This is a genomic window from Paenibacillus sp. JT22N12, from assembly GCF_056269365.1.
The window spans coordinates 66197-89533 of sequence record NZ_JBWDNU010000014.1 but is presented as its reverse complement, the minus strand read 5'-3'; the positions used below and the strand labels follow the sequence as shown (position 1 = coordinate 89533).

The window sequence follows — 23337 nt, the reverse complement described above, 5'->3', positions numbered from 1 at the left end:
TTTCCGTACCTCCATTCAAGCCGCATATGGACATGAAGCAAGACTGCCCTGCAGCCGACAGGACGTCGCTTGCAGGACAGCCGTGTCAGCTTGCCTATTTCTTCGTGCTTGCGTAGACCTCGTTTGCTTCTGCTGTCGCTTGCTCCAAGCCGGCTTTGTTCATTTCCGATATGAACGTATCGAAGCCCTTATCCGTGTCCGCCTCGCCGAGAATAAATTTCAACTCATATTCCTTCGCCATCTTTTGAAGCGCATCCTTGTTGGCATCCCAGGAAGGCAGCGTCTTCATCTGCATGGCATCCGTGATCGGCGTAATGCCTTTATCGTTAACCTGCGTACGGAAGGCTACCTTCTCGGCCGGATAATCGATTTTCAGCATAAGCGGATTGTTTCCCTTAATCGGGCTGAAGAAGTTGATGCCAAGCGCCGATGTCGCCTGAATAGGATCCGTAAATTCTGGCCTTGGCACTACGCCGCCGCCTTCGGCGATGTCATAATTGACGCCTTCTTCACCGTATGAGGTCATGAGATAGGCTTCTTCATCCGTTGCCAGCGTCTCCACCATTTTCAGAATGGCTTCCACCTTCTTGGGGTCCTTGGCGGCATCGGCTCCAATTGCGAATGGAACCTGCTTGAAGCCCTGCGCGATCCCCATCATTTTGCCAGCCTCGCCTACGACCGGCTTGCCGACGATCATGTCCATACCGGCCTTTGCCGCATCCTGACCGACTTGGCCGGAGCTGTGATAATGGTACCAGAGGGCCTGATCCATCATGCCTGCCTTGCCGCCGACGAATTTGGCGCGGTACGTATTCCAGTCATCGGTAACAAATTCCGGATCGATCAAGCCGGCTTTATACCATTTGTTCAGCAGCTTGAACGCCGCACGCGCCTGCTCGGTCACAAGACCGTACTGCACGCTGCCGTCAGCCTGGAGCACCCAGCCGGAGGGCGTGATGCCAAACGATGCGAATACGGTATTGAAGATCTGGTTGCTTCCCAAGGTATCCTTCCCCCGGGCTGTCAGGCCGTACGTATCCTTCTTGCCATTGCCGTCGGGATCGTCGTTGCGGAATTTGGTGAGCACGTCCTCCAGCTCTGCGATGGTTTTCGGCGGCTCGCTGTACCCGATCTTGGTCAGCCAGGCCTTGTTAAAGGCTGGAACGAACGGCGAATCGCCTTCGGCATAGATTTTGGGGATACCGTAATTCTTGCCGTCCACGACCGGAACGTCCCAGTCCGTCGGATCCGCGTCGTCAATCATTTGAGAATATTTAGGCGCGAATTCGCGGATCTTCTCGACCGGAATTTCGCCGACGATGCCTTGTTTCACCCAGCCTTTGAAATTATCCATTCTGGAATCCAGGTTGCCGAAGAAGTCCGGCTTCGTATTGGCGGCAAGCTTGATATTGAGCTGCTGCTCCCAGTTCGAGCGGTCAATCCCGATCGGATCGATTTTCATGTTGAACCGCTCCTCCACATACTTCTGGGCCATCGTATCCTTGCCCGGAATGTATGAGGCGATCCATGAGATCTCAATGGGCTTTTCCGCCTCCGCCTCCGACTCCGCCGCAGCGGGTGCGGGCGCGTCAGTTCCGGGCTCCGCAGCTGCAGCCGGACTGTTGTTATTCTCTTTACTGCTGCAGCCCGCCAGCACGATCATAAGCAGCAATGCAAAAGCAATGGCCTTGAAAGCTTTACCCTTCATATTGATAATCCTCCCTTTTATTGAACTGCATTTTATATCAAGGAGCGCTGGTCCGCCCGCTTAATAACGCCGCTGTCCATTCCAATTCTTCAGCCTTTGACCGATCCGATCAAAATGCCTTTGGTAAAGTACTTTTGCAGGAAAGGGTATACCAGCAAAATAGGCAATGTCGTAAATACGAGCACGGCGGCCTTGAGCGATTCCGCCGGAGGCGCGCTTAAACTCATCAGCGCCGATGTCAGCATGCTCTCATCCTGGCTGATGATCAGCCGCCTCAGGTAGATCTGCAGCACAATCTGGCTCTGATCCTGCAAATAGAGCAAGGCGTCGAACCAGGCGTTCCAATGGTACACCGCGCAGAACAGGGTCATCGTGGCGATTATCGGAAGCGACACCGGGAGCACAATCCCGATAAATATGCGGATATCATTGGCGCCGTCGATCCTGGCCGACTCCTCGATCTCTTCTGATAATTCCATAAAGAAATTGCGGATAATGATCAGCCAGAATGTATTGATCAGGCAGGGGAGGATAAGCGCCCAGCGGGATTCGATCAGACCCAGGTTCTGAACGAGCAGATAAGAAGGCAGCAGACCGCCGCTGAAGAACATCGTCACCACAATGAACATCGTATAAAATTTACGGTGCGGCAGTCCTCTTTTGGACAAGGCATAGGCGGCTGCAGACATAACGGACACCATCAGAATCGTGCCGACAACCGTCCGGAAGACAGAGTTGCCAAGAGCCGTCCAGATTTCTTCGGTTTTGAACAACTCTCTATAGGCTGAGACGGCAAAATTTTTCGGAATGAGGCTGACTCCGAGCCTTGGCGCGTCGGCGCTCAGCGACAGGGTGAGCTGGTACAGGAACGGGTACAGCATCGTTATACAAAGGAGCGATAGTCCGAGCACCAGGAAGGTCTGGAATATTTTCTCGGGAACCGTCATTTTCATGCTCTCCGCGCCTCCTCTTGGCAGGTTGGATTCATACCAGCCCCTCCTGTCCGGAACGCTTCACGATATAATTCGTGGTCAATACAAGCGCGAATGCGATGACGTTCTTGAACAGGCCGACTGCGGTAGCGAAGCTGAACTGCATCTGCTCCAGACCGATCCGGTATACATACGTATCCAGAATATCCGCTACGCTGTATGTGGCCGGGGTATACATGTTGAGCACCTGATCGAAGCCGGCGTCGAGGACCTGGCCGATGCGCAGAATGAACATAATCGAGATGACCGGCACAAGCGAAGGCAGCGTAATATAGAGCATCTGCTTGAATCTGCCGGCGCCATCCACGACGGCCGCTTCATACATCTGCGGATTGATGCCGGCCAGCGCCGCCAGGTAGATAATGGCGCCCCAGCCGATTTCCTTCCAGATGGCCGACATAACCAGCGTGAACCGGAAGTATTCCGCTTTGCCGACAAAATAAATGGGCTCCACGCCGAACCAGCCGATAATCATGTTCACAATGCCGCTGGAAGGAGACAGGACCGTGAACATAAACCCGGCCACGACAACCCATGAGAGAAAATGAGGCAGATATGAAAGCGTTTGCGAAACCCTTTTAAAAATTTCCCCGCGCACCTCGTTCAGCAGCAATGCCAGTACAATGGGAGCCGGAAATCCGAAGATCAGATGATAAAAGCTGAGTATGATCGTATTGCGGATAATCTGGTAGAAATCCTGGGAGCCCTCGATCATCTCCCGAAAATATTTGAGACCGACCCAGGGACTGCCCATAATGCCCTTGTTGATAATAAAATCCTTGAAGGCGAGCTGAATGCCGTAAAGCGGGCCGTACGCAAAGATCACATACCAGATCAGGGCCGGGGCCAGAAGCAGGAACATATATTTATAACGTTTATATGACTTCCAGGTTCTCCGCCAATACGTTAGCTGCATGGATGCACCATCCTTTCCCGTCTGATGAGTGTTGTCGCTTGAGACTAATGCTGCTTCAGGATGGCGCCAAAGTCTATTTCAATTCCCTCCAAATCATTGCATTTTTATCTTATTGGCTCTCCAATTGCAGATTCTTATAATCAAACAGCCGCATCCCGGGGCCACTACGGATGTGAGCCCGGGATGCGGCAGGCACTGGATCATTCCGCCACGCTCTCCCGCAGCTTTCCGGAGCCGCGGTATTGAAGCGGGGTAATGCCGAACCTGGCCTTGAACCTCGTGCAGAAATATTGGGAATTGCGGAAGCCGACGGACGCGGCTATATCCGCCACGGTCAGCTGCCGGTCCGCAACAAGGAGGGAGGCCGCCTGCTCCAGACGAATCCGGTTCAAATATTCGGTAAAGGATTCGCCCGAAATGGATCCGAACAGGGTCGACACATAATTGGCCGAGAGGTTCACCCTCCCTGCCACTTCATCAAGCGACAGATCCTCCGCCATATGCTGGGCGATAAAGGATTTCAAGTAAGCGATTTTCTCATGATGGGCGTCATTGCGGCTTTCATTGATATGCTGCGCGATGCTTGCCGCTTGCTGCTTGAGCACCGCCATCGTTTCGTCCAGCGTGCGCTGCTTGATCTTCTCGTTAATGCCGAACACCGGGAACAAGTCCTGCAGCTTTTGTTCAATGACGATCTGCGAGATGACCGTCGTGATCCGCAAATGGATCAGTTCCACCATCTCGACGCTCAGAGGCTCCGACTTCAGGGTGAATGTCATCTCGTCGATCCAGCGCTCCACTTCGCCGGCCTTTCCCGCCTGCACCCTGTTTTGCAGCATATCGTATTCGACCTGAGGCAGCAGCAGCAGCTCCCGGCATCCCGAAATCTCCTCATACCGGATGATCGCGTCCCTGCCCCGGATGTAGGAATATTTGTAAGCTTCCACCGCTTCCAGATAAGAATGATGGATCGCTTCGACAGAATGGACGACGTTTCCGATGCCGGCTCCGAAAGGGATAGACCCGAGAGAGGATCGCATCGCTTCAAGCGTGTCCGCCACAACTTGCGAGGATTGGGAGCCATCATAGATGAATACAAGAAGAGCCATCTCCGTCGCGCTCAAGGTGACAAGCTCTGCGGACAATCCCGATTGATCCGCGATAATCCGGGCCAGAATCCCGCAGCCCTCCGGCTCGGTTGTCATATAAGCCACGGTATATCTGCACTCCAGGGGCATGGCCGGGAACTCCCCGAAGCCCGCTGCCGTTTGCTGCCCGGTAATAAGACCTGTAATCTGTTTCGTTCTTACCTGATCCTTCATCTGGAGCATGCTCAAATCGATGAACATCAGCATATGGTCGATAGCCGCGTATTCATGTCCGGCAGCTGCCGGCGGCGGTCCCGTGTAGAGATTGCGGATGGAATAGAGCAGCTTCTTGAGCGGCATATAGAAATGCCGCGACATGAGAAAGGAAATGATGAAGCCGCCGAGCAGCGCCATGATGCAGGCTGTCCATACCTGGCGTTTCATCTTGCTTGCGGACAGCTGGAACGATTCATTCGGTCTCACAATGACATAGTTCCAGCGGTTCATGGCATCGTTCCGGTGAAGGACGGAGATCACACTGCTGCCGTGGCGGGTGAAGGTGCCGGCGGCTGACTGGCTGTTCGCGGAACCCGCCATCGCATGCTGTACCGCGGCAATCTCATCCGGAGGGGCATTTTCTCCTCCGATGATCATCTGCCCGTTCTCGTCGAACATATAGACATGGGACTCGGGATAATTCAGCGCATCGCGCACCATCGTGCTTAAGTGATCCAGGCTGATATCCAGATACAGAAATCCCGCGGCCTTGGCGGGCGGCGATTGATAGGGCAGCGGAAACACATAGGTCATCACCTGATGGCCCGGTGAATCCGGCTTCTCGCGTTTGAACCACTGATTGGGAACGATGTCGTCTAGCTGCCGGATAAAGGCCGCGTCCAGCGAGTTGTCGGGGGTCTGATAGTAGCGGTTGTTGTCCATAGCATATTCGCCCTCGCGCATATATACTGTAACCCCGTCAAGCCCCGGCGTCATATCCTGGATTAAGCCAAGATCCGTAATGAAGCGGACGATTCGCGAGACATTGCCCTCAGCCCGGTGCTCGAGCAGGTACTTGATCTCCTCGTTGCTGTCCTTATTGAAGGTCATTAGCACCTTGTTGAAGAAAGCGTCTTCATAAAACCGGAAGAAATTATTTTCCACCAGCTCCTTCACATTCAACAATTCATACCCGGCGTCCTTGGATACCTCGCTCGTTACAATTTCGCCCGCATTGGTCAATAAATACCCGCCCGTAATGCCGATCAGCACAACGGCAAGAAGCGTGTAGGAAAGGACCAGCCGGAAGTAATAGCTGCTTCTCCATTTCATGATCACCGAAGAACTCACCTACCCTTCGTCAATAGAAACGGCCAACGCCGTCCTCTGGCGGCACAACATGCTTCTTCTCTCCGGACTTATAGATAAGCTACTATGAACTTAGAACTTACACCATTGCTTCACCCTTGAATAAGGATAAAACCTGCTCCAGCAGTTCAGGCGCAAGCCCCTTGCCATCGCAATACGACGCGTTTCTCGCCAGTTCCAAGGCGCTTGTGGTTCCTGTCAATGTCACCGCGATATCGGGACAGCCGAGACTGAAGCGCATCGCCGGCTCGATCAGCCCGCCCGCTCCCGGCTGACGCAGGAAAGCGAGCTCCGCCTTGCGGCGCTCTCCTTCCTGAAGCTTGGCTTGATAATTAGCCATGAACGGCGCCGGGCTGTCCGCAAGAACCCCCATTGCCAAGGGACTGCCGTGAATCACGCCAACCCCATGTCCGCGTGTGTGGGGGAACAGGATATCGGAAGCCGTGTGATCGATGAGCGTATATTTGCCAAAGGTCTGCACCGTATCAACAAGCCCTTCCTGCACGAAGGGCAGCAGCATCGCAACCTGCCCGGCATTCACGCCAACCGCGCGGACCTTGCCCTGTTCCTGAAGCTTGCGGAAGGCGGGAAGCGTATCGCTCATGGCTGTTTCCTCCCCGCATGTTTCCAGCTCATGCAGCTGGATCAGATCAATAAAGTCCGTCTGCAGCCGGTCAAGACTCTCCTCCACGGAGCGGATCGTATTCTCGTAGGAGTAGGAATCTCCGCGCATCACCGCCTTGGTCGCCAGAATGACACGGTCGCGGCGGCCGCGAAGCGCAAGACCCAGCCTGCGCTCGCTCTCCCCGCGCCCGTACAAGGGGGCCGTATCGAAGAAATTAATGCCAAGATCGAGGGCGGCATGAACCACCTTCTCAACCTCCCGGTCATTCGTTTCACCGAAATCCCCGCCAAGCGGCGCGCCGCCAAGCCCCAGCTTGGAAACCTTCCATCCCGTTCTGCCGAGCTGTGTATACTCCATTCTTGTGTTCCCCCTTTGCCGCCCTCGTCAGGCATTCATTCATATTCCGCAAATCGTGTTGTCCATGAGCATTCGTCTCCGGCTTTAAGCGGTCCTGATACGACCAGCGACAGATTCGCGGATACGCCGGACACAGACAGCAAGGAGCGTGACAGTGACAGATTATTGGTGTTCGAATAGACCGCTTCAGGTGTACGGATGATATTGTCGCAGGCATCGCATGATATGTCATACATTGCATCCCCATAGGACAGCTTCCAGCCATGTCCGGTCCGGGCTTGGAGTCTCGTGCCGCTGCGGCCATCCGTAAGCAGCAGCGGCAGAATATGCTCACAGCTGACAAAATCCTTGTTCACTTTCAATTGATACGTCCATTCGATCCCCGAGCCAATCAGCGAAATCGTCTTGCGGCAGACAAGATGTTCGTTTTGCGCTGTCATCGCAATACCGTTATCCAGCCACTGCACCTCCGGATTCGATGTCATATCGGGGAAGCAATGATTACCCGCAGCGTCGCGCAGCAGGAACCCTTCCCAGGCTCCCAAATCATATCCCTGCTGATAAAGTCCGGCCGCCAAACCGTTCACATTCAGCTTCGGTTCGGCAAGAGGGGGCTTGCTCCCGTTTATGCGGTAGTGAAAACCGCAGAGAGCCGGGCTGTACTTGCCCAGATGCATGCGCAGGCTGACGGCGAAGAAATCATCATGGCTGCGGATGAAGGCATATCCGCTCCGCAAATCCATGTATTGATTGTTTGCGGGCAGGGGGCTGCGCTCATTGGCCCGCTCCATCTGCAGGTTCCGGCTGATGATCCGTTCTGCAACCGAGATGCCTGTCATGCCCAGGATGCCGTAACAATTCACCAGCGTGTACCACTCATAGCCGGTACGCAGCTCATGAGGCAGATAGTTGGGAGTAATGCTGTATGTGCCGTCAGCTTTCTTATAGGGGAGCCAGGACTGAAAGGCCCGCGTAAACAACCCCTCGTCGCCCATCCCCGCGTAAGCCTGATAGGTTACGAACGAGCCCCAGGTAAACATTTGATGGCGGCTGCGCTCCATCATTGCATAAGTACCATCAAAAGAGGTAGCGTGATTGAGCCACTGCTGCCCTTTCTCAATCAGAATTTCCAGCCGCGTCCGAATCTCCTGATGCGCAGGCGGCCATTCCTCAACGGCCGCCAGAACACCGGTCAGAATAAACATAATAAAGGCGGAATAGGAAATCGGCATCCCGTCATGCTCGCGGAACGTCTCCTGATCGTGATAATCGAAGGAATCGTTCAGAAACCCTTCATGCTCCCGCTCTTCGATCAGCGCCATTAATTGCTCGATGAACGCTTCATTGGCAGGGCGATACCCCAGCATCTCCAGGAACAGCTCGTTGCCCAGCTGCAGGGCAGCGCAGTTGAGATTAATCGTGCCGCAATCCTGCGGCTCGCCATGCAGAAAATCCTCCGCAAATTCCCCCTTGTGACGATTGCGGACCTCTTCAGGCAGCATAAGGAGCGCCATCATGCCAAAATGGTAGATAAACAGGCGGGTGAACGGGGCCGCGTTAAGATCCTTCAGGCGCACGGTCGAGCGCCGGATTAAACGAAGCGCCGTATCTGTAATTTCCTTATCACCGCTGAAGCTTGCTCCGCCCGCGAATATAACCGCCGCCGTGCCTGCCGTATAGTTCTCGCTGTATATCGTATCCCAGCGGTCCTCGATAGCACCCGTTTCCCCATCGATCCAGCCGGATATCGTCTTCATGTAGTCGAGCAGTACGGTTTGCATCTGGTGATGCGTGCTTTGCCGTTCCGTTGTGAACATGGACTATTGGCTCCTTCGTCAACCATTTTAAGCACATATTTCTTCTTACACGTCAGGTGCTATTCATCGGCAATAAATTCTTGCCCTCCACAGGATCAGATGGGAAAGGCAGCTTTGGCCCACTCGTAGGACGGATCTTCCTGCGTTCCGTCTTTATACGTCGAAATCAAGGCCACCCGGTCTTTGCCGGACTGATTCGGGTAGGAGGCGTGGAAGAGCAGATCATGGAACACAATAGCGGTTCCCCGCGAGGCAGGCAAATCCACAATTTGCGACTGGTCAATATCCTCTTCCTTCAATCGGCTGGAGAAGCCGTTGCCGTCATTGTCTCCTTCGCCATGATGAAGCGCCCCTTTCAGATGGGAGCCCGGCAAAATCTTCAGGCAGCCGTTCTCGCGTGCCGCATCATCCAGTGCGATCCAGACGGAATACTTGTGGCTGCCTTCCCAGTAAGGATAATCCTGATGCCATGGTGATCCGAAATCGACCTTTGAATCCTTGAATACCACTTTATCGCTGAGGAAGATGACCTGCTCCCCGATAATTTTCTTGAGGACCGCGGCCAATTCAGGCTTTGCCGCCGCTTGCCTGAATAAGGCGCTGGCCGCCGACATGCCTACGTATACGCCATGCTTAACCGCCTCCGCTCCTTTCTCCTTCTTGACTTCCTCCAGCACTCGGGCCGCTTCCAGCTTAAGCTTCCGCACTTCCTCTGTCGAAAACAGGTCCTCAATCACGACATAACCCTTCTCCGCGAATTGTTGTTCCATATTGCCGCTCATCGGTTCATTCCACCTTATTTATCATGTTAAATGAGATGTTAGCACAAATAAGCTGTGATATATTTGGTAGAGATCGATGATAAGTTATCCTTTTCCGACATTGGAGGCGAATGTCCTTATGTTCCGGCATCCCAAACCGCGATACCTCGAATTAACGGAAATACGGCCAAATGTGCACTGGGCGCAGATTCAGCATGTCCCCCGCAGCAGCGGGCAGCTGCGGACCATTTACGATTTCGAGCTGATGTATGTCTTCCAGGGCGAGCTGCAGATCCATTTTGATGATGAGAGCAGCCGGATTCCCGCCGGGGCGGGCGATTTGCTTCTGCTGCCTTCGTCCATCCGGCATCGGATTGAGATCCTTACGGAGATGGACACGCGGCTGCTGGGGATTCATTTTGATTTCTTCAATGAGCACTCTGCCCTGGCCGAGCAGGATATTGTCGTTCAGGAGGATAAGGTGGTTCTGGAGCGGTTTTGTTCCTTGCCTGTGAACGGGGAGGATCTGCCGGCTTTCGGCCTGCATTACGAGGGAATTCCATTTGAAATGGTGGAATGGATGGAGCGGATTGTGCAGGATCATGCGAGAGGAAGAGGGAATCCGGGCTATGAATTGGCGTGCAGGGGACTGATGCTGCTGATTTTTACCCAATTGTTAAGTCTTCCTGCGAAGTCCAGCCGCCCGAGCCTGCAGTCCCAATACTATGAAGCGGTGCAGAACCTTGCTGCGGACATGGAGCACAGCCCTGGCGGGACCTGGCCAAACGGGGCGATGGCGGAGCGCTTTAATGTGAGCGAGGATCATTTTATCCGTCTGTTCAAGGATATTATCGGGATGAGCCCCCATAAATACCTGCAGTTTGTCAGGCACCGGGAAGCGAAAAGAATGCTGCGTGAAACCGACATGAAGATCGAGCTGATCGGCCGTCAGCTCGGTTATGACGATCTTCATAATTTCAGCAAAATGTTTAAAAAATGGCAAGGCGTCTCCCCCAGAGCTTACCGCAAGCTCAGCATTATGCATTAAGGACAGGAGGCCGGAGACAGAATTTCTGCCGTTGTTTACTCAGCTGCGATGTCCGGATTCGCCGATATAATGGCCTCGGCGGTCTCCCAGACTCTGGGCAGAAACCGTTTAACGTCAGATGCGCGGCGGGTCAGGTCACCGGTGGAGTGAATGCCAAGGTCAGCGATCATGGCAAGAAAGGCCGGAGCATGCGCATGCTGCAGGTCCCATGGAGCGTCTGCGGCGAGAATTTTGTGGCAGCGAGCGAAGGTCGCAGCGATCCAGAAGACTGCTTCCCGGTGATTGCCCGCCCGTACGAGCTCGCGGCTTCCGTCGATCGCAATCGGCCTCGCCGCGGCCGTGATGTCGGTGCTGAAGAAGAAAGGAGTCTTGGCCGCAGCCGCCGCGGCGTCGAAGGTCCGGGCCAGCTCCGATATATGATGTTCAATGCGCCCGGGAGTCAAGCGGGCGCAGCCGAGCAGCTCCAGCAGCTCGTCGTACAGTCCGGAATGGCCGTATTCCTCCAGCACACCGCGGGCGGCGAGATAGCGGAGCCGGACGGTCGGATTGCGAAGCGCGGCTACGAGCAGAACATGCGTGGTTATGCCGGTCGGAAACAGCCACGATGTGACCTGATCATGCAGCGGCGCGGCGGTGTCGAATGAATTCAGCCCATTCTCGATTTTCTCCCGTGCGTTCACGCACCGGCGGAGAACCCATTTCCGCCCGGCAAATTGGCGCGATACCTGAATTTGCAGACTGCGCAGGTACCCGGTAGGATCCGCAATGATGGTATCCGCTCGGAAGCTGCCTGCCAGATGATAGGACGACAGCACATCCTCGACCGAATTGAACAGGCTCAAGGACAGATACGTGGCCTCCACCAGCGTGCCGCGGTAGATGAATTTCCCGAGCTTGAGCGGAGGCTCGTCCCCGGCGACGACGATCACAACGTCAACGTCGGAAGCGGGCGGCAGCTCGGCTTCATCAGGCAGTCCCACCGTCGATCCGCTGTAATACGCCCCCCTGAATCCGGCCTCGCGGCTGGCCTCCTGCAAGATCCATTCCGCCGCTGCTGCCCGTGCATCTCCTACTCTCATATATTCATCCTCCTCCACTTTGTCAAGTCCATTCCGAAACCGTGAAAACGCCGTCAACAATCTGAACGCTGTACAGCTGATCGAAGCCTTCATCGAAATCCGGTTTTTGCAATTTACGAAGTGTGCTCCTCAGGCCCAGCAATGGAACCTTTCCCTGGCTGCGTTTATCATTTCTCGCCATTGATTCCTCCAGGTTCGGTTCAAAATAATAGCCTGTAACCTTGAACTGCTGACTGCGGGCAGCATCCATGTATTTCTGCCGGTCCGCTTTCGTTGGATTCGTGTTATCAATAACAAACGGCTGCTTGGCATTAATTGACGCATCGACAAAAATATGTTCTCTGTGTCTGGTTTTAAGCATATCCAGATTGATTCTTACATGTGTATCATAAAATTTTTCTTTGTAGAAAGTGGACTTCCCTGATGCCTGGATCCCTATGAAAATGACACATTCCAAATCAATCGCCTCTCTCTATCATATTTTTAGGCGCTCCGAATCAGAAGTCCCGCTTCTTGTCCCTTATGATATGTCCCGGCTCCAGTTCAATTTCCCGAAATCCTGCCATGGCCTCCGCCTGGAATTCAACAGCTCTGCCGCTTCCCATAATGATAATATTCCCGATATCGGCCGCTTCCTCCCCCGGCAGAAGGAAAGCTTTTGTGCAGGCGTATACTTCCCGGACCGTCGTGTGAATGGCATTGATTACAGTGTCATTCCTGGGTTTTCCCATAAGGTTCAACATAATGGAGCCTCTAGGGCCAAGCTTTTCAAGGGTCATACCGAAAAATTCCACGGTTGTCAGATGAGGCGGAGTTCCCCTGCTGGTAAAGGCGTCCAAAATAATATAATCCAGCCTTCCAGGCTCTTCATCCGCCAGCAGCTCCCGACCGTCTCCAATGGTTACATTCTCCATGCGGTAATCAAAAAACTCCCTGCTCAGCTCGACCACCCTTCCGTCAATTTCCGCCACCTTGAACCGCTTGTCCGGGTAATGGCTGGCAATGGTGCCAACTCCGTGGCCGATGACAAACACATCCTCGAACGACGGATAATTATACTCCATCAGATGGATCATGGCCCGTGGATATTCCAGCACGATCCGCTTCGGATCCTTCAAGTCGATTGCCCCCTGCACGGCATGGTCCGAAAACTGCAGGAAGCGGTATCTCCCTGTCTTCCCATACAGCTGTGCCGCCTCGTAAACGCCGATCTCCTGATGCCTGCTGATCTCCCTGGCTAGCTGACGCAAATGCCCGATCTCCTTCACTATCATCTATTAATCATTTCCCGGATATCCCCTATTGCTTCCATTACCCGCCTGCTGTGTCCTCTGCCGCGAATGCTTCTGCCGCTGCGGCAAGAAAATAGGCCAGGCCGGTCTGCTGATCCTCAAGCATGCGAAGATGAAAGTCGTCAGAGAGGAAGAAGCGTGTTTGCGCAGCAAAATCATGAGCGGATATTTGATGGCCGTGCTGATTCATAAAATGGATATGGCTGCGGATAACATCCCGCATTTTCGCATCATTATGCTTCAAGCCTGCTCTCAATGCATCTGCCATATGCATCATAAATGCTGCCGCCTCCGATGCCTGCTCATTCATCTTCTGTACATCGGCTTCGGCAACCTCCAGAGCGTCGACCGAATAGGTCTTCTTCAAATAATCATTTTGTCCGCGCAGCGCTTCATTCCACTCCTCCATGGTTTCAAAGCCCTTGAACAAATCCCGTTTATTCATGTTCTCCCCTTTCTCTGTGTGCTCCATGGATAATTTCAAGGTTTCTATAATGTTTTCCAGCCTTTGCTTGCGGGCAAGCAGCAGCTCCTCCTGCTGCGACAAGATGGACAGCCGTTCCTGCTCTCCTTGAAGCAGCTCCCTAATTGTCTCCAGAGGGAAATCCAGCTCCCGGTAGAACAAAATATGCTGCAGGCGTTCAAGCTCCTTCGTTCCGTACAGCCGGTATCCCGCTTCCGTGATCTCGTGCGGAATAAGGAGACCTATCTTGTGATAGTGGTGAAGCGTCTTGATCGTGACCATGGATAATGACGATACCTCTTTTACCGTATAGAGCATCTGGCTCACTTCCTTTCAATTTCCACTCTAAAGCCTTCCCTAAGAGGAGAGTCAAGTCCGGGCAGCGACCATAAATAATTTGACTCTCCCCTTGCAGGAGGGCCTAAGCTTACGTCCGAGATGATATCAAGGAGGAAGCATAGCCATGTCAAATTCCATTCACCTGCTTCGCAACAAATTTGTACGCGTCATTCTGATTTCCAATCTCTTCTCACAATTCGGAATCTGGATCAGAAATATGGCGGTCCTCTTATACGTCATGGAAAGCTCGAATGGGGATGCGCTGGCCGTTTCGATGATTGCTGTCGCCGAGTACGCGCCGATCTTTATTTTCTCATTCATTGGCGGTGTATTCGCGGACCGGTGGCGTCCCAAAAGAACGGTCGTCTGGTGCGAAGGCTTAAGCGCTTTATCGGTATTGATTGTTTTCTTCCTGATACAATCCGGATCATGGACGGCCGTGTTTTTCGCTGCCCTGATTTCCTCGATTCTATCACAGTTTGCGCAGCCATCCGGCATGAAGCTGTTCAAGAACCATGTAAAGGATGAAGAAGCGCCAATTTGCATGTCACTGCTTCAGATGCTTTTTTCAGTTTTTATGATCATAGGTCCGATTCTTGGAACGCTTGTCTACCAGCAGACAGGAATTGGTGTCTCGATTCTGCTAACCAGTGTCTCTTTTCTCATATCCGCATTTGTCATGCTGTTTATTCCGGCAGATCCGGCAGTTCCCTCGGATCAGTCCGCTGAACCGGCCTCCCTGCTTCGTGAGATGGCGGACGGCATTCGTTATGTCATCTTCAACAGGGAGCTTTTGCGCCTTAGTCTATGCTTCACGCTTGTCGGACTCGGTGTAGGGCTGATATCGCCTTTAAGTATTTTCCTCGTCACCGATCGTCTGGGGTTGCCGGCGCATGACCTGCCATGGATCACCATTCCTTACGGACTGGGGGAAATGCTCGGAGGAGTCCTAGCGTTTGCTGTGGCTGCCCGAATTGCTCCGCAGCGTCTTCTTCTGATGGGATTGCTTGTCAACGGATTGGGCATCCTGCTAATCGGATTATCTTCTGTACTTTGGATTACGATGGCCGCGCAGTTCATTATAGCGCTTCTGCAGCCGGCTATATTTATTGGCAACAATACGTTAGTCATGAATCATACCGAGCAAGCGTTTATCGGCCGGGTTACCGGAATCCGGACACCGCTTATGACCGGTTCCATGCTTCTTATGATGAGTGCTTCCGGTGTTCTGAAGGATGCATGGTCCCTTGCCATCGTGTATGAATTGGCCGGTCTATGTTTTCTTGCGGGTCTCTTATTCATCGTACCCATCCATCGCAGCCGCAGTCAATAACCGCTTCATATCCGGGCTTGCTTCGACAGTCAAATCTTCACGCCCATATTTCGATTGACAATAAAGTATCCTAATGTTAGGATTAAAAAGTCCTATAAATATTATATATATGATTATTTTATATAGGATTGGGAGGGAGTGAAGTCCAGAAAGCTTTCATCACAAGCATCATAATAAAACGTAGCTGATTAGTCCAAACTAGTCTAAGATTACGCATCTATACACGATGGTCTTCGATTTCAAAAAAAAGAATTCATGGAGGAGTTTACGATGTTAAAAATAGCGATTATACTTGGAAGCACACGTCCGGGCCGCAATGGTGAAGCTGTAGCACGCTGGGTAACCGATATTGCAAAGAAACGCAGCGACGCTTCATTCGAGCTTGTGGATATTGCGGATTTCAATTTGCCATTGCTCGATGAGCCGGTACCGCCGTCCATGGGACAATACAGCAAACCGCATACGATCGCCTGGTCTGAGAAAATTGCTTCCTTCGACGGCTTTGTATTCGTAACACCCGAGTACAACCATGCAACCTCCGGCGCGCTCAAGAATGCCATTGATTTTCTCTTTAAAGAGTGGAATCATAAAGCGGCAGGCTTCGTGGGCTATGGCGGCAGCGGCGGCGCGCGCGCAATCGAGAATCTGAGGCTGATTGTAGGCGAGCTTCATATCGCCGATGTACGCGCTCAGGTCGGACTTTCCCTGATCACCGATTTCGAGAATTATAGTGTTTTCAAACCAGCCCCTCACCAGGAGTCTGCGGTTAACACGATGCTTGACCAGGTTATCGCCTGGAGCGGCGCGTTGAAAACATTGCGTTAATACGAATTACAATGTTGCATGCTCGTATCAGCAGCAAGCCGGGTCAGTTCTCTTCTGATCCAGCTTGCTTTTGCTATGGATAGAGCAGCTGTTTCGTCGCAGATAACGGACCTCCAAATTTGGAGGTCCTGATTTATAAAAGGAGGCAAGGCAATGTTACAGCCAGATGAGCAAAACGAGCTTGACCTGAGACTGTTCCGGATATGGATGAAAGCTTCCAGAGCCGTCTTTGACAATGTACGAAACGATATTGAGGATCATGGCATTAGTCAGGAGCATTTCATGATTCTGGAGCTGCTCTACAGCAAAGGTCCCCATCCCATTCAAAAAATCAGCGAAATTTTCTCCATTCCCAGCGGAAGCATCACCTATGTCGTCGATAAACTGGAACAAAAAGGGTATGTCAGACGCGAGCCAAGTCCAACCGACCGCAGAGGCTCCAATGTGACTCTTACACAACAAGGTCAAGCTCTGCTCGGCGGCATCTTTCCGAAGCATGCTGAAGTGATTTCCAATAATCTATCATTTATCAGCAAAGAAGATAAGCTGAAACTCATAGATTTGTTAAAAGCCATTGGACTGGGCGCGGAAGCCCTCGCAAACAATACCAAACCCTGAATTATTCTATATGGATCGAACTGGCGAAGCAAAAGCTTACTTGCTTCTTGGCTCGATGATGCCGCTCGCAATAAGATTATCCATCGTATCCCGGACCATCTGAAGCAAATGGGTGTGCTTGTATTTGTAAACATTCGGATATTTCGTTTTCATGACGGTATTCACCCTCAATTTTGAATAAATGGATGCGACATCGGCACTGAAGAACTTCATTATCCATAACAGAAAATGCGGCGCCACTCTTGATGTTACCTTGTAACCTTGCTGGGAATAGTTATCCCTTATGAGCTCGGCGAGATCGAAATATTTCCCTCTTGCCGCCATGCTCAAATGACGATGGCCATTCGTACCGGGATCATTCATAATCGCAATATGCATGCGGGCGCAGTCGCGCACATCGACATAATAGACCGTCATATCCGGGATCATCGGCATTTTGCCTTCCGCAATGTTTTTCACCGTCTCACTGCTGAAGCGCGCCCACGGCACAAGCGATGGCCCCAGAATCATGCTCGGATTAATAGTGGACAGCGCCACCTGCTTCGGATTTCGTGTTTGATCCCGGGCGATGTCCCATGCAATTCTCTCCGCCCGCGTCTTGCTGCGGAAATAATCGCCGGGCCCATTCGCGTCCGTCCAGTCATCCTCATTGAACGTTGTCTTGGAGGAAGGGTGACCATAAGCCACTGCCGCTTCCGAACTCGTAACCACGACTTTTTTCACCGTATCGGAGCCAAGCGCGGCATTCATCAGGAATTCCGTGCCTTTGGTAGCCCCGCCGATTCGATCGGTCTCCGTCTTCACCGCCTGCGGGCTTGCGACGTGGAATACCCACTTCACCCCATTCACCGCTTGATCCCAACCTTTTTCCTTCCTCAGATCGGCTTCGACAAATTCAATGCCGGGCAGCAGCTCGCTCATCTTCTCCAATTGCTCACGATTATTAAGGCTTCGAACGGTTCCTCTGACCCGGTAGCCCTCCTCAATCAGATAATGCCCAATCCAGGATGCCAGATATCCGCTGATTCCCGTTACCAAACAAAGATCGCCTTTTTGCATATTCATGATTCATTTCCTCCTAATAGATGATTGTAGATTTGTTGTTAAATGCATGACTGTCCAGCTGATCAAGCATAAAATCCGCCACATCCGCGCGGGAGACTCTGCCAAGCATCGGAGCACGCGCCGTATCCACCCGGTAACGTCCCGTCCTTGGCCCATCGGTAAGCGTCGGCGGCTCCACGATCGTCCAGTTGAGCTCGCTTTGCCGGATACGGCTGTCCTGCTTCCGTTTATCCATGGACTCCCGGCGGAAAAGCAGGAAAGACAGCCACACAACGAGTTTGGTCCCAAACCTCATCTGCATCCGGCTGTCGCGGCTGATGCCGAACCCCGTCACCGCAATGATCCGCGAAACGCCGGCCTTGCGCATCGCGAGGAGGATATGCCCGGTTCCTTCGGAACAGATATCAGAAGGACTGCCGCCGCTTGCTCCTATTGCGCAGAACACCACGTCCTGCCCGACAACCGCTTGCTCCACCTCATCCGCGTTCAGCACATCGCCTTCCACAATGCGAAGGTTATTATGCGTATGCGGGATTCGGCCCGCCTTTCGCACAAATGCCGTAACCTCATGTCCCTGCTTCAGCGCTTGTTCGATGAGCTGCCGGCCTGTGAGTCCGCTTGCTCCAAAAATGATTACTTTCATTCCGCGCGTCCTCCGAAAATATATTTTATTCTTAAATGAACGTCTATTTATAATAGTTTAAATAAAAAAGTGTTCATTTATTTATATGAAAAAAATTTTGTCTACGTCTTTATTGCATCCCAGCTCATTTGAATGGCTGTTTGGAGGCTTCTCTCATCGAATAGAAATTCACCCTTGATCTGAGCCTTGGCGAGCTGAGCGATGGGCATCACAGAATATATGATAAGCAAATTAACATCCTCTTGTTTGAATAGCTTTTGGCTCTTCCCTGTTTCAAACATTCTGAATACCGGCTCGTACAGCGAACTGGTTTCTTCCAGACACCAATTCTGCAGCAGCGGGGAGTTGGTTACCTGCTCCATAAACATAAAATTATCGCCTTGGTTCAGAATGAACTTTACAAAGTTCCGGGCAAAAAAATCAAACTGTTCTCTTACAGGAGCCGCTTCATCCATCCCATGAAACAATTTTTCACTCATCATCTTTTTGGCCTTCAAATAGGTTTTCCCCAGCATATCCTCCTTATTCTCAAAATAAATGTAAATGGTTGCGGCCGATACATTGGCCTTCTTGGCAATCTTGGAAATGGATGTTTCGGCAAAGCCGATTTCATTCACAAGCTGAATGGTGGCATCGTAAATCGCTTCTATTTTGTTGTCATCTCTTTGTCTCATGAAGCAATAATAAACGATCATTTATCTAAAGTCAACCACAAAATTATACCTTGTTCCCGGGTATAATTTTATGGCAAACTGGCTCTTCAACATGCCTAGCCGTTGTAGGCTTGTTCTAGAAGAGCAATATCAATCTTATCCATTTGAAGCATCGCCTTCATGGTTCTTCCCGATTTTTCAGCATCCTCGCTGTGCAGCATTTCACCCAAGGCAGAAGGTATGATCTGCCAGGACAGCCCGTATTTGTCCCTCAGCCAGCCGCATCTTTCTTTGGATCCGCCTTCGGACAGCTTCTTCCACAACTCGTCGACTTCCTGCTGCGTCTCACAATTCACGAATAACGAAATGGCAGGCGTGAAGGTGAAATGAGGACCGCCGTTCAATGCCATAAATTCTTGTCCTTCCAGCTGGAAGGTTCCTGACATGACCGAACCCTGGTTGCGGTGAAGACTCAAAATTTCTGAATTTTTAAAGATAGACGTATAGAAGTTGATTGCCTCTTCCGCCTGATCGTTGAACCACAGGAAAGTAGTGATTTTTTGCATAAACCTTCAGCTCCTTTTTCATCCTATTGGAATAGTGTGGATCATTCTCTCCAAACGAATAGTAGCATAAAATCGGAACTGCAGTTTCTTCTGGATTGCTGTTTCTGCAGGATTTCTTCACATGCGCTGCATATCCGGAAATATTCATGTCCGCTCTGGCATGCTCATTATGCGCTGACCCTGCCGCCTCGGGTTGTTCGGGAACCTCACAAAAACAGGCCCGGGATTGCCCCAGGCCTGCTCCAACCTATCCTATAGCTCAATCTCTAACCGCTCAGATGCTGAATTTCACGTCTGCAAGCTCTTCGCTTAGCGACCAGAGCCGCTTCGCATCATCGGGATCGACTGCCCATGGCCGAACCCCTGTGCCCTTTATACTATCGGCCGGGACAGCTTCAGCGATATCGCTATCCTCACAGTAGACACCGCCCATTCCATCCAGCTGACCGCTCGTTGCGCACCAGACGCTCGTCGCCGCTCCCTGCTGAACGTTCTTCATTTGATCGGCTTTCCCGCCGCCAACCGGCTTCCCATTCTCGTCCTTCACCATCTGAGGAGCATTTTCTTCCGCCGTCAGGCTGCGCCCTATATCAGTCGGAATTAGACCGGGATGAACGGAGAAGGCGCGGACTCCATGAGATCTTCCACGCTTGTCCAGCTCCAGCGCGAATAATATATTGGCTGATTTGGACTGGGCATAAGCCTTCCATTTGTCATATTCCCTGCGCTCAAAATTCGGATCGTCAAAGTCGATCCCGCCCAGCCGGTGGGCCCGCGAGGAGAGCGCAACGACCCTGGCCCCTTCGGACTTGCTCAAGGCAGGCCAAAGCCTTGCCGTCAGCTGGAAATGCCCAAGATGATTCGTCGCGAATTGGGATTCATATCCACGGGCATCTCTTGTAAGCGGGTTTGCCATGATGCCTGCGCTGTTCACCAGGATGTCGAGCGCTCTTCCCGAAGCGAGGAACCGTTCCGCGAAGCTGTCGATCGAAGCCGGATCCATAAGATCCATCGTTTCCATTTCCAGCCTCGGGATGCCTGCAAGTGCTTGCTGCGCTTTCTCCGGTGTCCGCACGGGCACGATAACCGCCGCTCCGGCCTCCGCCAGAACTAGCGAGGTTTCAAGTCCGATACCGGAATAACCGCCTGTCACTATGGCAACTTTGCCTGTCAGATCGCGTCTGCCGATGACTTCCCTGGCTGTTGATTGAGGACCGAAGCCCGAGGGAATCGGCTGTTGTGCTGTATCTTTAATACCTGTAAATGACGTCATCCTGCTCCACCGGCCTTTGATTGTTTATTCATTCCGAAACCCATTTGAATTAGAATATCCATCATTGTCGGAATGTAAAACAATCTTACACCTTAAAGTTGACTTTAAGGCAAGAGCCTTTTCTATAATAAGGATCAGACATGTGCCCGGCTGTTCACGACACGCTGGAGTTTAGCGAAGATAGCGATTCTCCAAACCGCGATATAGCTTAATGTGGCTACATTAAGAATAAATTCAAGCGTTGTTGAATCAATACCTGTTATCATTCCCATCAGTGCAAAGCGGAGCGCAAAGACCACTATCAGGATGACAAATACAGCACTGCTGCGCTGAAAATAAATTCCGTCTGACCGGATTTCAAAATTTGTCGCGATAACAAGCGGTACGGCAATAACGAGCCCGGCCACCAGCGCAAGAATAATTTGATCCTCCCGCGCATGCAGGTCCGGATCGAGCAATTGAAACAAGCAGGTGGCGATATAAATAATCGGCAGCAGCAGCGTGATTCCCGATTGTCGGATCGGGTTCTTCATGCCCCGGGACAGACCGGAAACGATCAGAATAAAAATCAATACAGAAATCACCATAGACGCGGGCGCACTCATGCTATCATACACTCCCTTTAATCGGCTTCTAAATCAAAGTATCCCCGATTCGAGAGTGATTCAATAGTGAAAATAATCTTGAGCCCTGGATGACTTACTTTATTTCAAACGTCTGAAGTCGATAATCCCGTGCAATAACCCGCAGCTAATTGGAGCTTGCGGTCGGCCTTACAATGATCTCGTTCACATCCACGTCCTCCGGCTGCTCCATCGCAAATAGTATTGTCCGGGCGACAGCAGCCGCTGAAATTGAAATACGCCGATACTCCTTCATCTGTTGCCGTGCTTCCTCATCGGAGATATGATCCGCAAGCTCCGATTCCGTTACTCCCGGCGAAACAAGCGTCACCCGGATACCGTTTCCGGCCTCCTGGCGCAGCCCGTCGGTAATTGCCCGGACCGCGTATTTCGTGGCACTATAAACAGCAGCGGTCGGAACTACCCCGTACGCTCCTATGGAAGCGACATTGATAAATTGGCCGAATCCCTGTTTCTGCATAATGGGAAGGCCTGCCGCTATGCCATGAAGCACGCCGCGGATATTCACATCGATCATGCGGTCCCATTCGTCAACTTTCAGCGCTTCCAGCTTCGAGAGAGGCATAACCCCGGCATTGTTCACAATAACATCCACATGGCCGTATTTATCTTTGGCAAAACCGATAAAAGCCTCCATTTGCTCCCTGCTTGTAACGTCCAATGCCTGGTACTCGGCTGAGCCGCCTACAGCACGAATAGCTTTTACGGCAGCCTCCAACCGGTCGAGACGTCTTGCCCCCAATACGACATGTGCCCCATTCGCAGCCAGAAGCCGTGCGGCTGCTTCTCCAATTCCGCTGCTTGCTCCTGTAATAGCCACAACTTTTTTTGAAATATTTTTATACATTTTTTTCCTCCCGGTAAAAAATCATTCCTCCGTGATAGAGAACATCGTCCCGAAACTCGCCATCCGCAGTAAATCCGGTATCGTCCACATAATCAATGCGGTTGCCTTTAACGCTATAGCTTCCCGTATAGGCGCTTTTCCGGTTGCCGCGGGCTTCATCGTAACGGCCGTCAGGCAGAAGCTCCTGCCGGATATGGCCATCCTTGGTGACCCACATGCCGACGTACGGATGAGTAGTTGAATGTTGATTCATTTCGTATTCTCCCTTCCTGACTTCAATTGCTTGGTCTCTTCCACATTATGAAACGATTCCGATTGAAGGAGATAGTCCATTCATCGCAAATGATTGCCTGATCCTCCAGGCCGTTGTCTGAATTAAAAACAAAATAACCCTCCGAATATCGGAAGGTGGGGAATAGCCTAAAGGGTGAACGCCTGTCCTGTTATTGCTCAACCGTATGCCGCAGCAGAATTTCATTATCCAGCTTCAAATTGCCTGTCCAGATAAATTTGCCTTTACTGAATTCCTCCCTGAGATTGGTGTAGGATTTTTATTGTCCACCCCTGCCTCTTTCTCGGAATAAGTCGACACCTGCGGCCAGCTTGTATTGTCGAAATCAACGGCATACCAATCAGCCGGAACGGCAAAATGAGCAGAGCCCTGGGTAAAGCTGGCAGCCGGAACGGATCCATCAACAGACTTGTCCGGCTGCAAGGCGGCGGCCGGCTCCGTACCGGATGACTGATCCCCGGCGCTCCTGTTTTCGGCGGAAACAACCCGACGTGAATAACCCAATTGCGATCAATAGAAACCTGATTTTCATTTCGCATTCCCCTCTTCCCGTCACGGTTCAATATAAGCCTGAAATACGTCAAGATGAAGTCAAGGCTCTGACATTCACCTGACATGTTCAACGCTTATAATGAAACACATGACAATCTTCGAAGTATGGATATTCCGTGCACCGGACTGTATAATTTTTTCTGAAGCGGAATCATTTTGCGCATCAGACATCGGGG

The 23337-nt window shown here is 51.9% G+C and carries 24 protein-coding genes; 4 read left to right on the top strand and 20 right to left on the bottom strand.

What is annotated here, in order from left to right:
• Positions 1-94 precede the first annotated feature (94 nt).
• The 7 genes from AC0YOA_RS32025 to AC0YOA_RS31995 form a co-directional block, all read right to left on the bottom strand.
• Complete coding sequence (locus tag AC0YOA_RS32025) at positions 95-1708, bottom strand: type 2 periplasmic-binding domain-containing protein (RefSeq protein ID WP_475790056.1); 1614 nt, start codon at positions 1706-1708, stop codon at positions 95-97.
• A gap of 89 nt (positions 1709-1797) precedes the next feature.
• On the bottom strand, positions 1798-2661 hold the full coding sequence (locus AC0YOA_RS32020) for a carbohydrate ABC transporter permease (RefSeq protein ID WP_475790055.1): 864 nt from the start codon (positions 2659-2661) through the stop codon (positions 1798-1800).
• A gap of 31 nt (positions 2662-2692) precedes the next feature.
• Positions 2693-3616 carry an ABC transporter permease gene (locus AC0YOA_RS32015; protein ID WP_475764918.1) on the bottom strand — a complete coding sequence of 308 codons (924 nt, stop codon included), beginning with the start codon at positions 3614-3616 and terminating at the stop codon, positions 2693-2695.
• A gap of 200 nt (positions 3617-3816) precedes the next feature.
• Positions 3817-6033 (bottom strand): AraC family transcriptional regulator, encoded by a 2217-nt coding sequence (locus AC0YOA_RS32010; protein ID WP_475790116.1) that lies wholly within the window; start codon positions 6031-6033, stop codon positions 3817-3819.
• A gap of 115 nt (positions 6034-6148) precedes the next feature.
• The gene (locus AC0YOA_RS32005; RefSeq protein ID WP_475790054.1) at positions 6149-7051 is read right to left on the bottom strand and encodes an aldo/keto reductase; all 903 of its coding nucleotides are present in this window, start codon (positions 7049-7051) and stop codon (positions 6149-6151) included.
• A 35-nt stretch (positions 7052-7086) separates the two neighbouring features.
• Positions 7087-8868 (bottom strand): hypothetical protein, encoded by a 1782-nt coding sequence (locus tag AC0YOA_RS32000; protein WP_475790053.1) that lies wholly within the window; start codon positions 8866-8868, stop codon positions 7087-7089.
• Between the two features lie 95 nt (positions 8869-8963).
• Positions 8964-9650 carry a phytanoyl-CoA dioxygenase family protein gene (locus AC0YOA_RS31995; protein ID WP_475790052.1) on the bottom strand — a complete coding sequence of 229 codons (687 nt, stop codon included), beginning with the start codon at positions 9648-9650 and terminating at the stop codon, positions 8964-8966.
• Positions 9651-9768: 118 nt separating this feature from the next.
• Here AC0YOA_RS31995 and AC0YOA_RS31990 point away from each other — a divergent pair, with 118 nt between their 5' ends.
• A complete protein-coding gene (locus tag AC0YOA_RS31990) occupies positions 9769-10677 on the top strand; it encodes a helix-turn-helix domain-containing protein (protein WP_475790051.1) in 909 nt (302 codons plus the stop codon).
• A 35-nt stretch (positions 10678-10712) separates the two neighbouring features.
• Here AC0YOA_RS31990 and AC0YOA_RS31985 read toward each other — a convergent pair whose 3' ends face one another.
• The 4 genes from AC0YOA_RS31985 to AC0YOA_RS31970 all read right to left on the bottom strand — a co-directional run bounded on the left by AC0YOA_RS31985 (position 10713) and on the right by AC0YOA_RS31970 (position 13829).
• The gene (locus tag AC0YOA_RS31985; protein WP_475790050.1) at positions 10713-11756 is read right to left on the bottom strand and encodes a hypothetical protein; all 1044 of its coding nucleotides are present in this window, start codon (positions 11754-11756) and stop codon (positions 10713-10715) included.
• Between the two features lie 22 nt (positions 11757-11778).
• Complete coding sequence (locus AC0YOA_RS31980; RefSeq protein ID WP_475790049.1) at positions 11779-12117, bottom strand: AAA family ATPase; 339 nt, start codon at positions 12115-12117, stop codon at positions 11779-11781.
• A 136-nt stretch (positions 12118-12253) separates the two neighbouring features.
• Complete coding sequence (locus tag AC0YOA_RS31975) at positions 12254-13030, bottom strand: spermidine synthase (RefSeq protein WP_475790048.1); 777 nt, start codon at positions 13028-13030, stop codon at positions 12254-12256.
• Between the two features lie 37 nt (positions 13031-13067).
• Positions 13068-13829: a MerR family transcriptional regulator gene (locus AC0YOA_RS31970; protein ID WP_475790047.1), complete on the bottom strand. Its 762-nt coding sequence runs from the start codon at positions 13827-13829 to the stop codon at positions 13068-13070.
• Positions 13830-13974: 145 nt separating this feature from the next.
• On the opposite strand from AC0YOA_RS31970, the gene AC0YOA_RS31965 reads away from it, so the two are divergent.
• The 3 genes from AC0YOA_RS31965 to AC0YOA_RS31955 all read left to right on the top strand — a co-directional run bounded on the left by AC0YOA_RS31965 (position 13975) and on the right by AC0YOA_RS31955 (position 16626).
• Entirely contained in the window at positions 13975-15183 is a 1209-nt protein-coding gene (locus tag AC0YOA_RS31965) for an MFS transporter (RefSeq protein ID WP_475790046.1), read from the top strand.
• Between the two features lie 270 nt (positions 15184-15453).
• Positions 15454-16008 carry an NADPH-dependent FMN reductase gene (locus AC0YOA_RS31960; protein ID WP_210037454.1) on the top strand — a complete coding sequence of 185 codons (555 nt, stop codon included), beginning with the start codon at positions 15454-15456 and terminating at the stop codon, positions 16006-16008.
• 153 nt (positions 16009-16161) lie between these two features.
• Positions 16162-16626, top strand: a complete 465-nt coding sequence (locus AC0YOA_RS31955) for a MarR family winged helix-turn-helix transcriptional regulator (protein WP_475790045.1) — start codon at positions 16162-16164, stop codon at positions 16624-16626.
• Positions 16627-16662: 36 nt separating this feature from the next.
• Here AC0YOA_RS31955 and AC0YOA_RS31950 read toward each other — a convergent pair whose 3' ends face one another.
• From AC0YOA_RS31950 to AC0YOA_RS31910, 9 genes are all read right to left on the bottom strand, one after another.
• On the bottom strand, positions 16663-17691 hold the full coding sequence (locus AC0YOA_RS31950; protein WP_475790044.1) for an NAD-dependent epimerase/dehydratase family protein: 1029 nt from the start codon (positions 17689-17691) through the stop codon (positions 16663-16665).
• 13 nt (positions 17692-17704) lie between these two features.
• Entirely contained in the window at positions 17705-18334 is a 630-nt protein-coding gene (locus AC0YOA_RS31945; RefSeq protein ID WP_475790043.1) for an NAD(P)-dependent oxidoreductase, read from the bottom strand.
• A 101-nt stretch (positions 18335-18435) separates the two neighbouring features.
• Positions 18436-19029: a TetR/AcrR family transcriptional regulator gene (locus tag AC0YOA_RS31940; RefSeq protein ID WP_475790042.1), complete on the bottom strand. Its 594-nt coding sequence runs from the start codon at positions 19027-19029 to the stop codon at positions 18436-18438.
• A gap of 74 nt (positions 19030-19103) precedes the next feature.
• Positions 19104-19553 carry a VOC family protein gene (locus tag AC0YOA_RS31935; protein WP_475790041.1) on the bottom strand — a complete coding sequence of 150 codons (450 nt, stop codon included), beginning with the start codon at positions 19551-19553 and terminating at the stop codon, positions 19104-19106.
• 274 nt (positions 19554-19827) lie between these two features.
• Entirely contained in the window at positions 19828-20826 is a 999-nt protein-coding gene (locus tag AC0YOA_RS31930; protein WP_475790040.1) for an oxidoreductase, read from the bottom strand.
• A 134-nt stretch (positions 20827-20960) separates the two neighbouring features.
• The gene (locus tag AC0YOA_RS31925) at positions 20961-21431 is read right to left on the bottom strand and encodes a CcdC protein domain-containing protein (RefSeq protein WP_475790039.1); all 471 of its coding nucleotides are present in this window, start codon (positions 21429-21431) and stop codon (positions 20961-20963) included.
• A gap of 145 nt (positions 21432-21576) precedes the next feature.
• Entirely contained in the window at positions 21577-22317 is a 741-nt protein-coding gene (locus tag AC0YOA_RS31920; RefSeq protein WP_475790038.1) for an SDR family oxidoreductase, read from the bottom strand.
• On the bottom strand, positions 22310-22570 hold the full coding sequence (locus tag AC0YOA_RS31915; protein ID WP_475764874.1) for an Atu4866 domain-containing protein: 261 nt from the start codon (positions 22568-22570) through the stop codon (positions 22310-22312). The genes AC0YOA_RS31920 and AC0YOA_RS31915 overlap by 8 nt, the downstream gene beginning before the upstream one ends.
• Before the next feature lie 234 nt (positions 22571-22804).
• Complete coding sequence (locus tag AC0YOA_RS31910; protein WP_475790037.1) at positions 22805-23032, bottom strand: hypothetical protein; 228 nt, start codon at positions 23030-23032, stop codon at positions 22805-22807.
• Positions 23033-23337: the final 305 nt, after the last annotated feature.

Bases quoted from the DNA above. Each gene is read 5' to 3' on its own strand.
- AC0YOA_RS31930 (WP_475790040.1), bottom strand. From the start codon at position 20,826: ATGACGTCATTTACAGGTATTAAAGATACAGCACAACAGCCGATTCCC.
- AC0YOA_RS31925 (WP_475790039.1), bottom strand. From the start codon at position 21,431: ATGAGTGCGCCCGCGTCTATGGTGATTTCTGTATTGATTTTTATTCTG.
- AC0YOA_RS31955 (WP_475790045.1), top strand. From the start codon at position 16,162: ATGTTACAGCCAGATGAGCAAAACGAGCTTGACCTGAGACTGTTCCGG.
- AC0YOA_RS31915 (WP_475764874.1), bottom strand. From the start codon at position 22,570: ATGAATCAACATTCAACTACTCATCCGTACGTCGGCATGTGGGTCACC.
- AC0YOA_RS32015 (WP_475764918.1), bottom strand. From the start codon at position 3,616: ATGCAGCTAACGTATTGGCGGAGAACCTGGAAGTCATATAAACGTTAT.
- AC0YOA_RS31985 (WP_475790050.1), bottom strand. From the start codon at position 11,756: ATGAGAGTAGGAGATGCACGGGCAGCAGCGGCGGAATGGATCTTGCAG.
- AC0YOA_RS31960 (WP_210037454.1), top strand. From the start codon at position 15,454: ATGTTAAAAATAGCGATTATACTTGGAAGCACACGTCCGGGCCGCAAT.
- AC0YOA_RS31970 (WP_475790047.1), bottom strand. From the start codon at position 13,829: ATGCTCTATACGGTAAAAGAGGTATCGTCATTATCCATGGTCACGATC.
- AC0YOA_RS31940 (WP_475790042.1), bottom strand. From the start codon at position 19,029: ATGATCGTTTATTATTGCTTCATGAGACAAAGAGATGACAACAAAATA.
- AC0YOA_RS32010 (WP_475790116.1), bottom strand. From the start codon at position 6,033: ATGAAATGGAGAAGCAGCTATTACTTCCGGCTGGTCCTTTCCTACACG.
- AC0YOA_RS31965 (WP_475790046.1), top strand. From the start codon at position 13,975: ATGTCAAATTCCATTCACCTGCTTCGCAACAAATTTGTACGCGTCATT.
- AC0YOA_RS32005 (WP_475790054.1), bottom strand. From the start codon at position 7,051: ATGGAGTATACACAGCTCGGCAGAACGGGATGGAAGGTTTCCAAGCTG.
- AC0YOA_RS31920 (WP_475790038.1), bottom strand. From the start codon at position 22,317: ATGTATAAAAATATTTCAAAAAAAGTTGTGGCTATTACAGGAGCAAGC.
- AC0YOA_RS31975 (WP_475790048.1), bottom strand. From the start codon at position 13,030: ATGATAGTGAAGGAGATCGGGCATTTGCGTCAGCTAGCCAGGGAGATC.
- AC0YOA_RS31935 (WP_475790041.1), bottom strand. From the start codon at position 19,553: ATGCAAAAAATCACTACTTTCCTGTGGTTCAACGATCAGGCGGAAGAG.
- AC0YOA_RS31980 (WP_475790049.1), bottom strand. From the start codon at position 12,117: ATGCTTAAAACCAGACACAGAGAACATATTTTTGTCGATGCGTCAATT.
- AC0YOA_RS32020 (WP_475790055.1), bottom strand. From the start codon at position 2,661: ATGAAAATGACGGTTCCCGAGAAAATATTCCAGACCTTCCTGGTGCTC.
- AC0YOA_RS31945 (WP_475790043.1), bottom strand. From the start codon at position 18,334: ATGAAAGTAATCATTTTTGGAGCAAGCGGACTCACAGGCCGGCAGCTC.
- AC0YOA_RS32000 (WP_475790053.1), bottom strand. From the start codon at position 8,868: ATGTTCACAACGGAACGGCAAAGCACGCATCACCAGATGCAAACCGTA.
- AC0YOA_RS31995 (WP_475790052.1), bottom strand. From the start codon at position 9,650: ATGAGCGGCAATATGGAACAACAATTCGCGGAGAAGGGTTATGTCGTG.
- AC0YOA_RS31950 (WP_475790044.1), bottom strand. From the start codon at position 17,691: ATGAATATGCAAAAAGGCGATCTTTGTTTGGTAACGGGAATCAGCGGA.
- AC0YOA_RS32025 (WP_475790056.1), bottom strand. From the start codon at position 1,708: ATGAAGGGTAAAGCTTTCAAGGCCATTGCTTTTGCATTGCTGCTTATG.
- AC0YOA_RS31990 (WP_475790051.1), top strand. From the start codon at position 9,769: ATGTTCCGGCATCCCAAACCGCGATACCTCGAATTAACGGAAATACGG.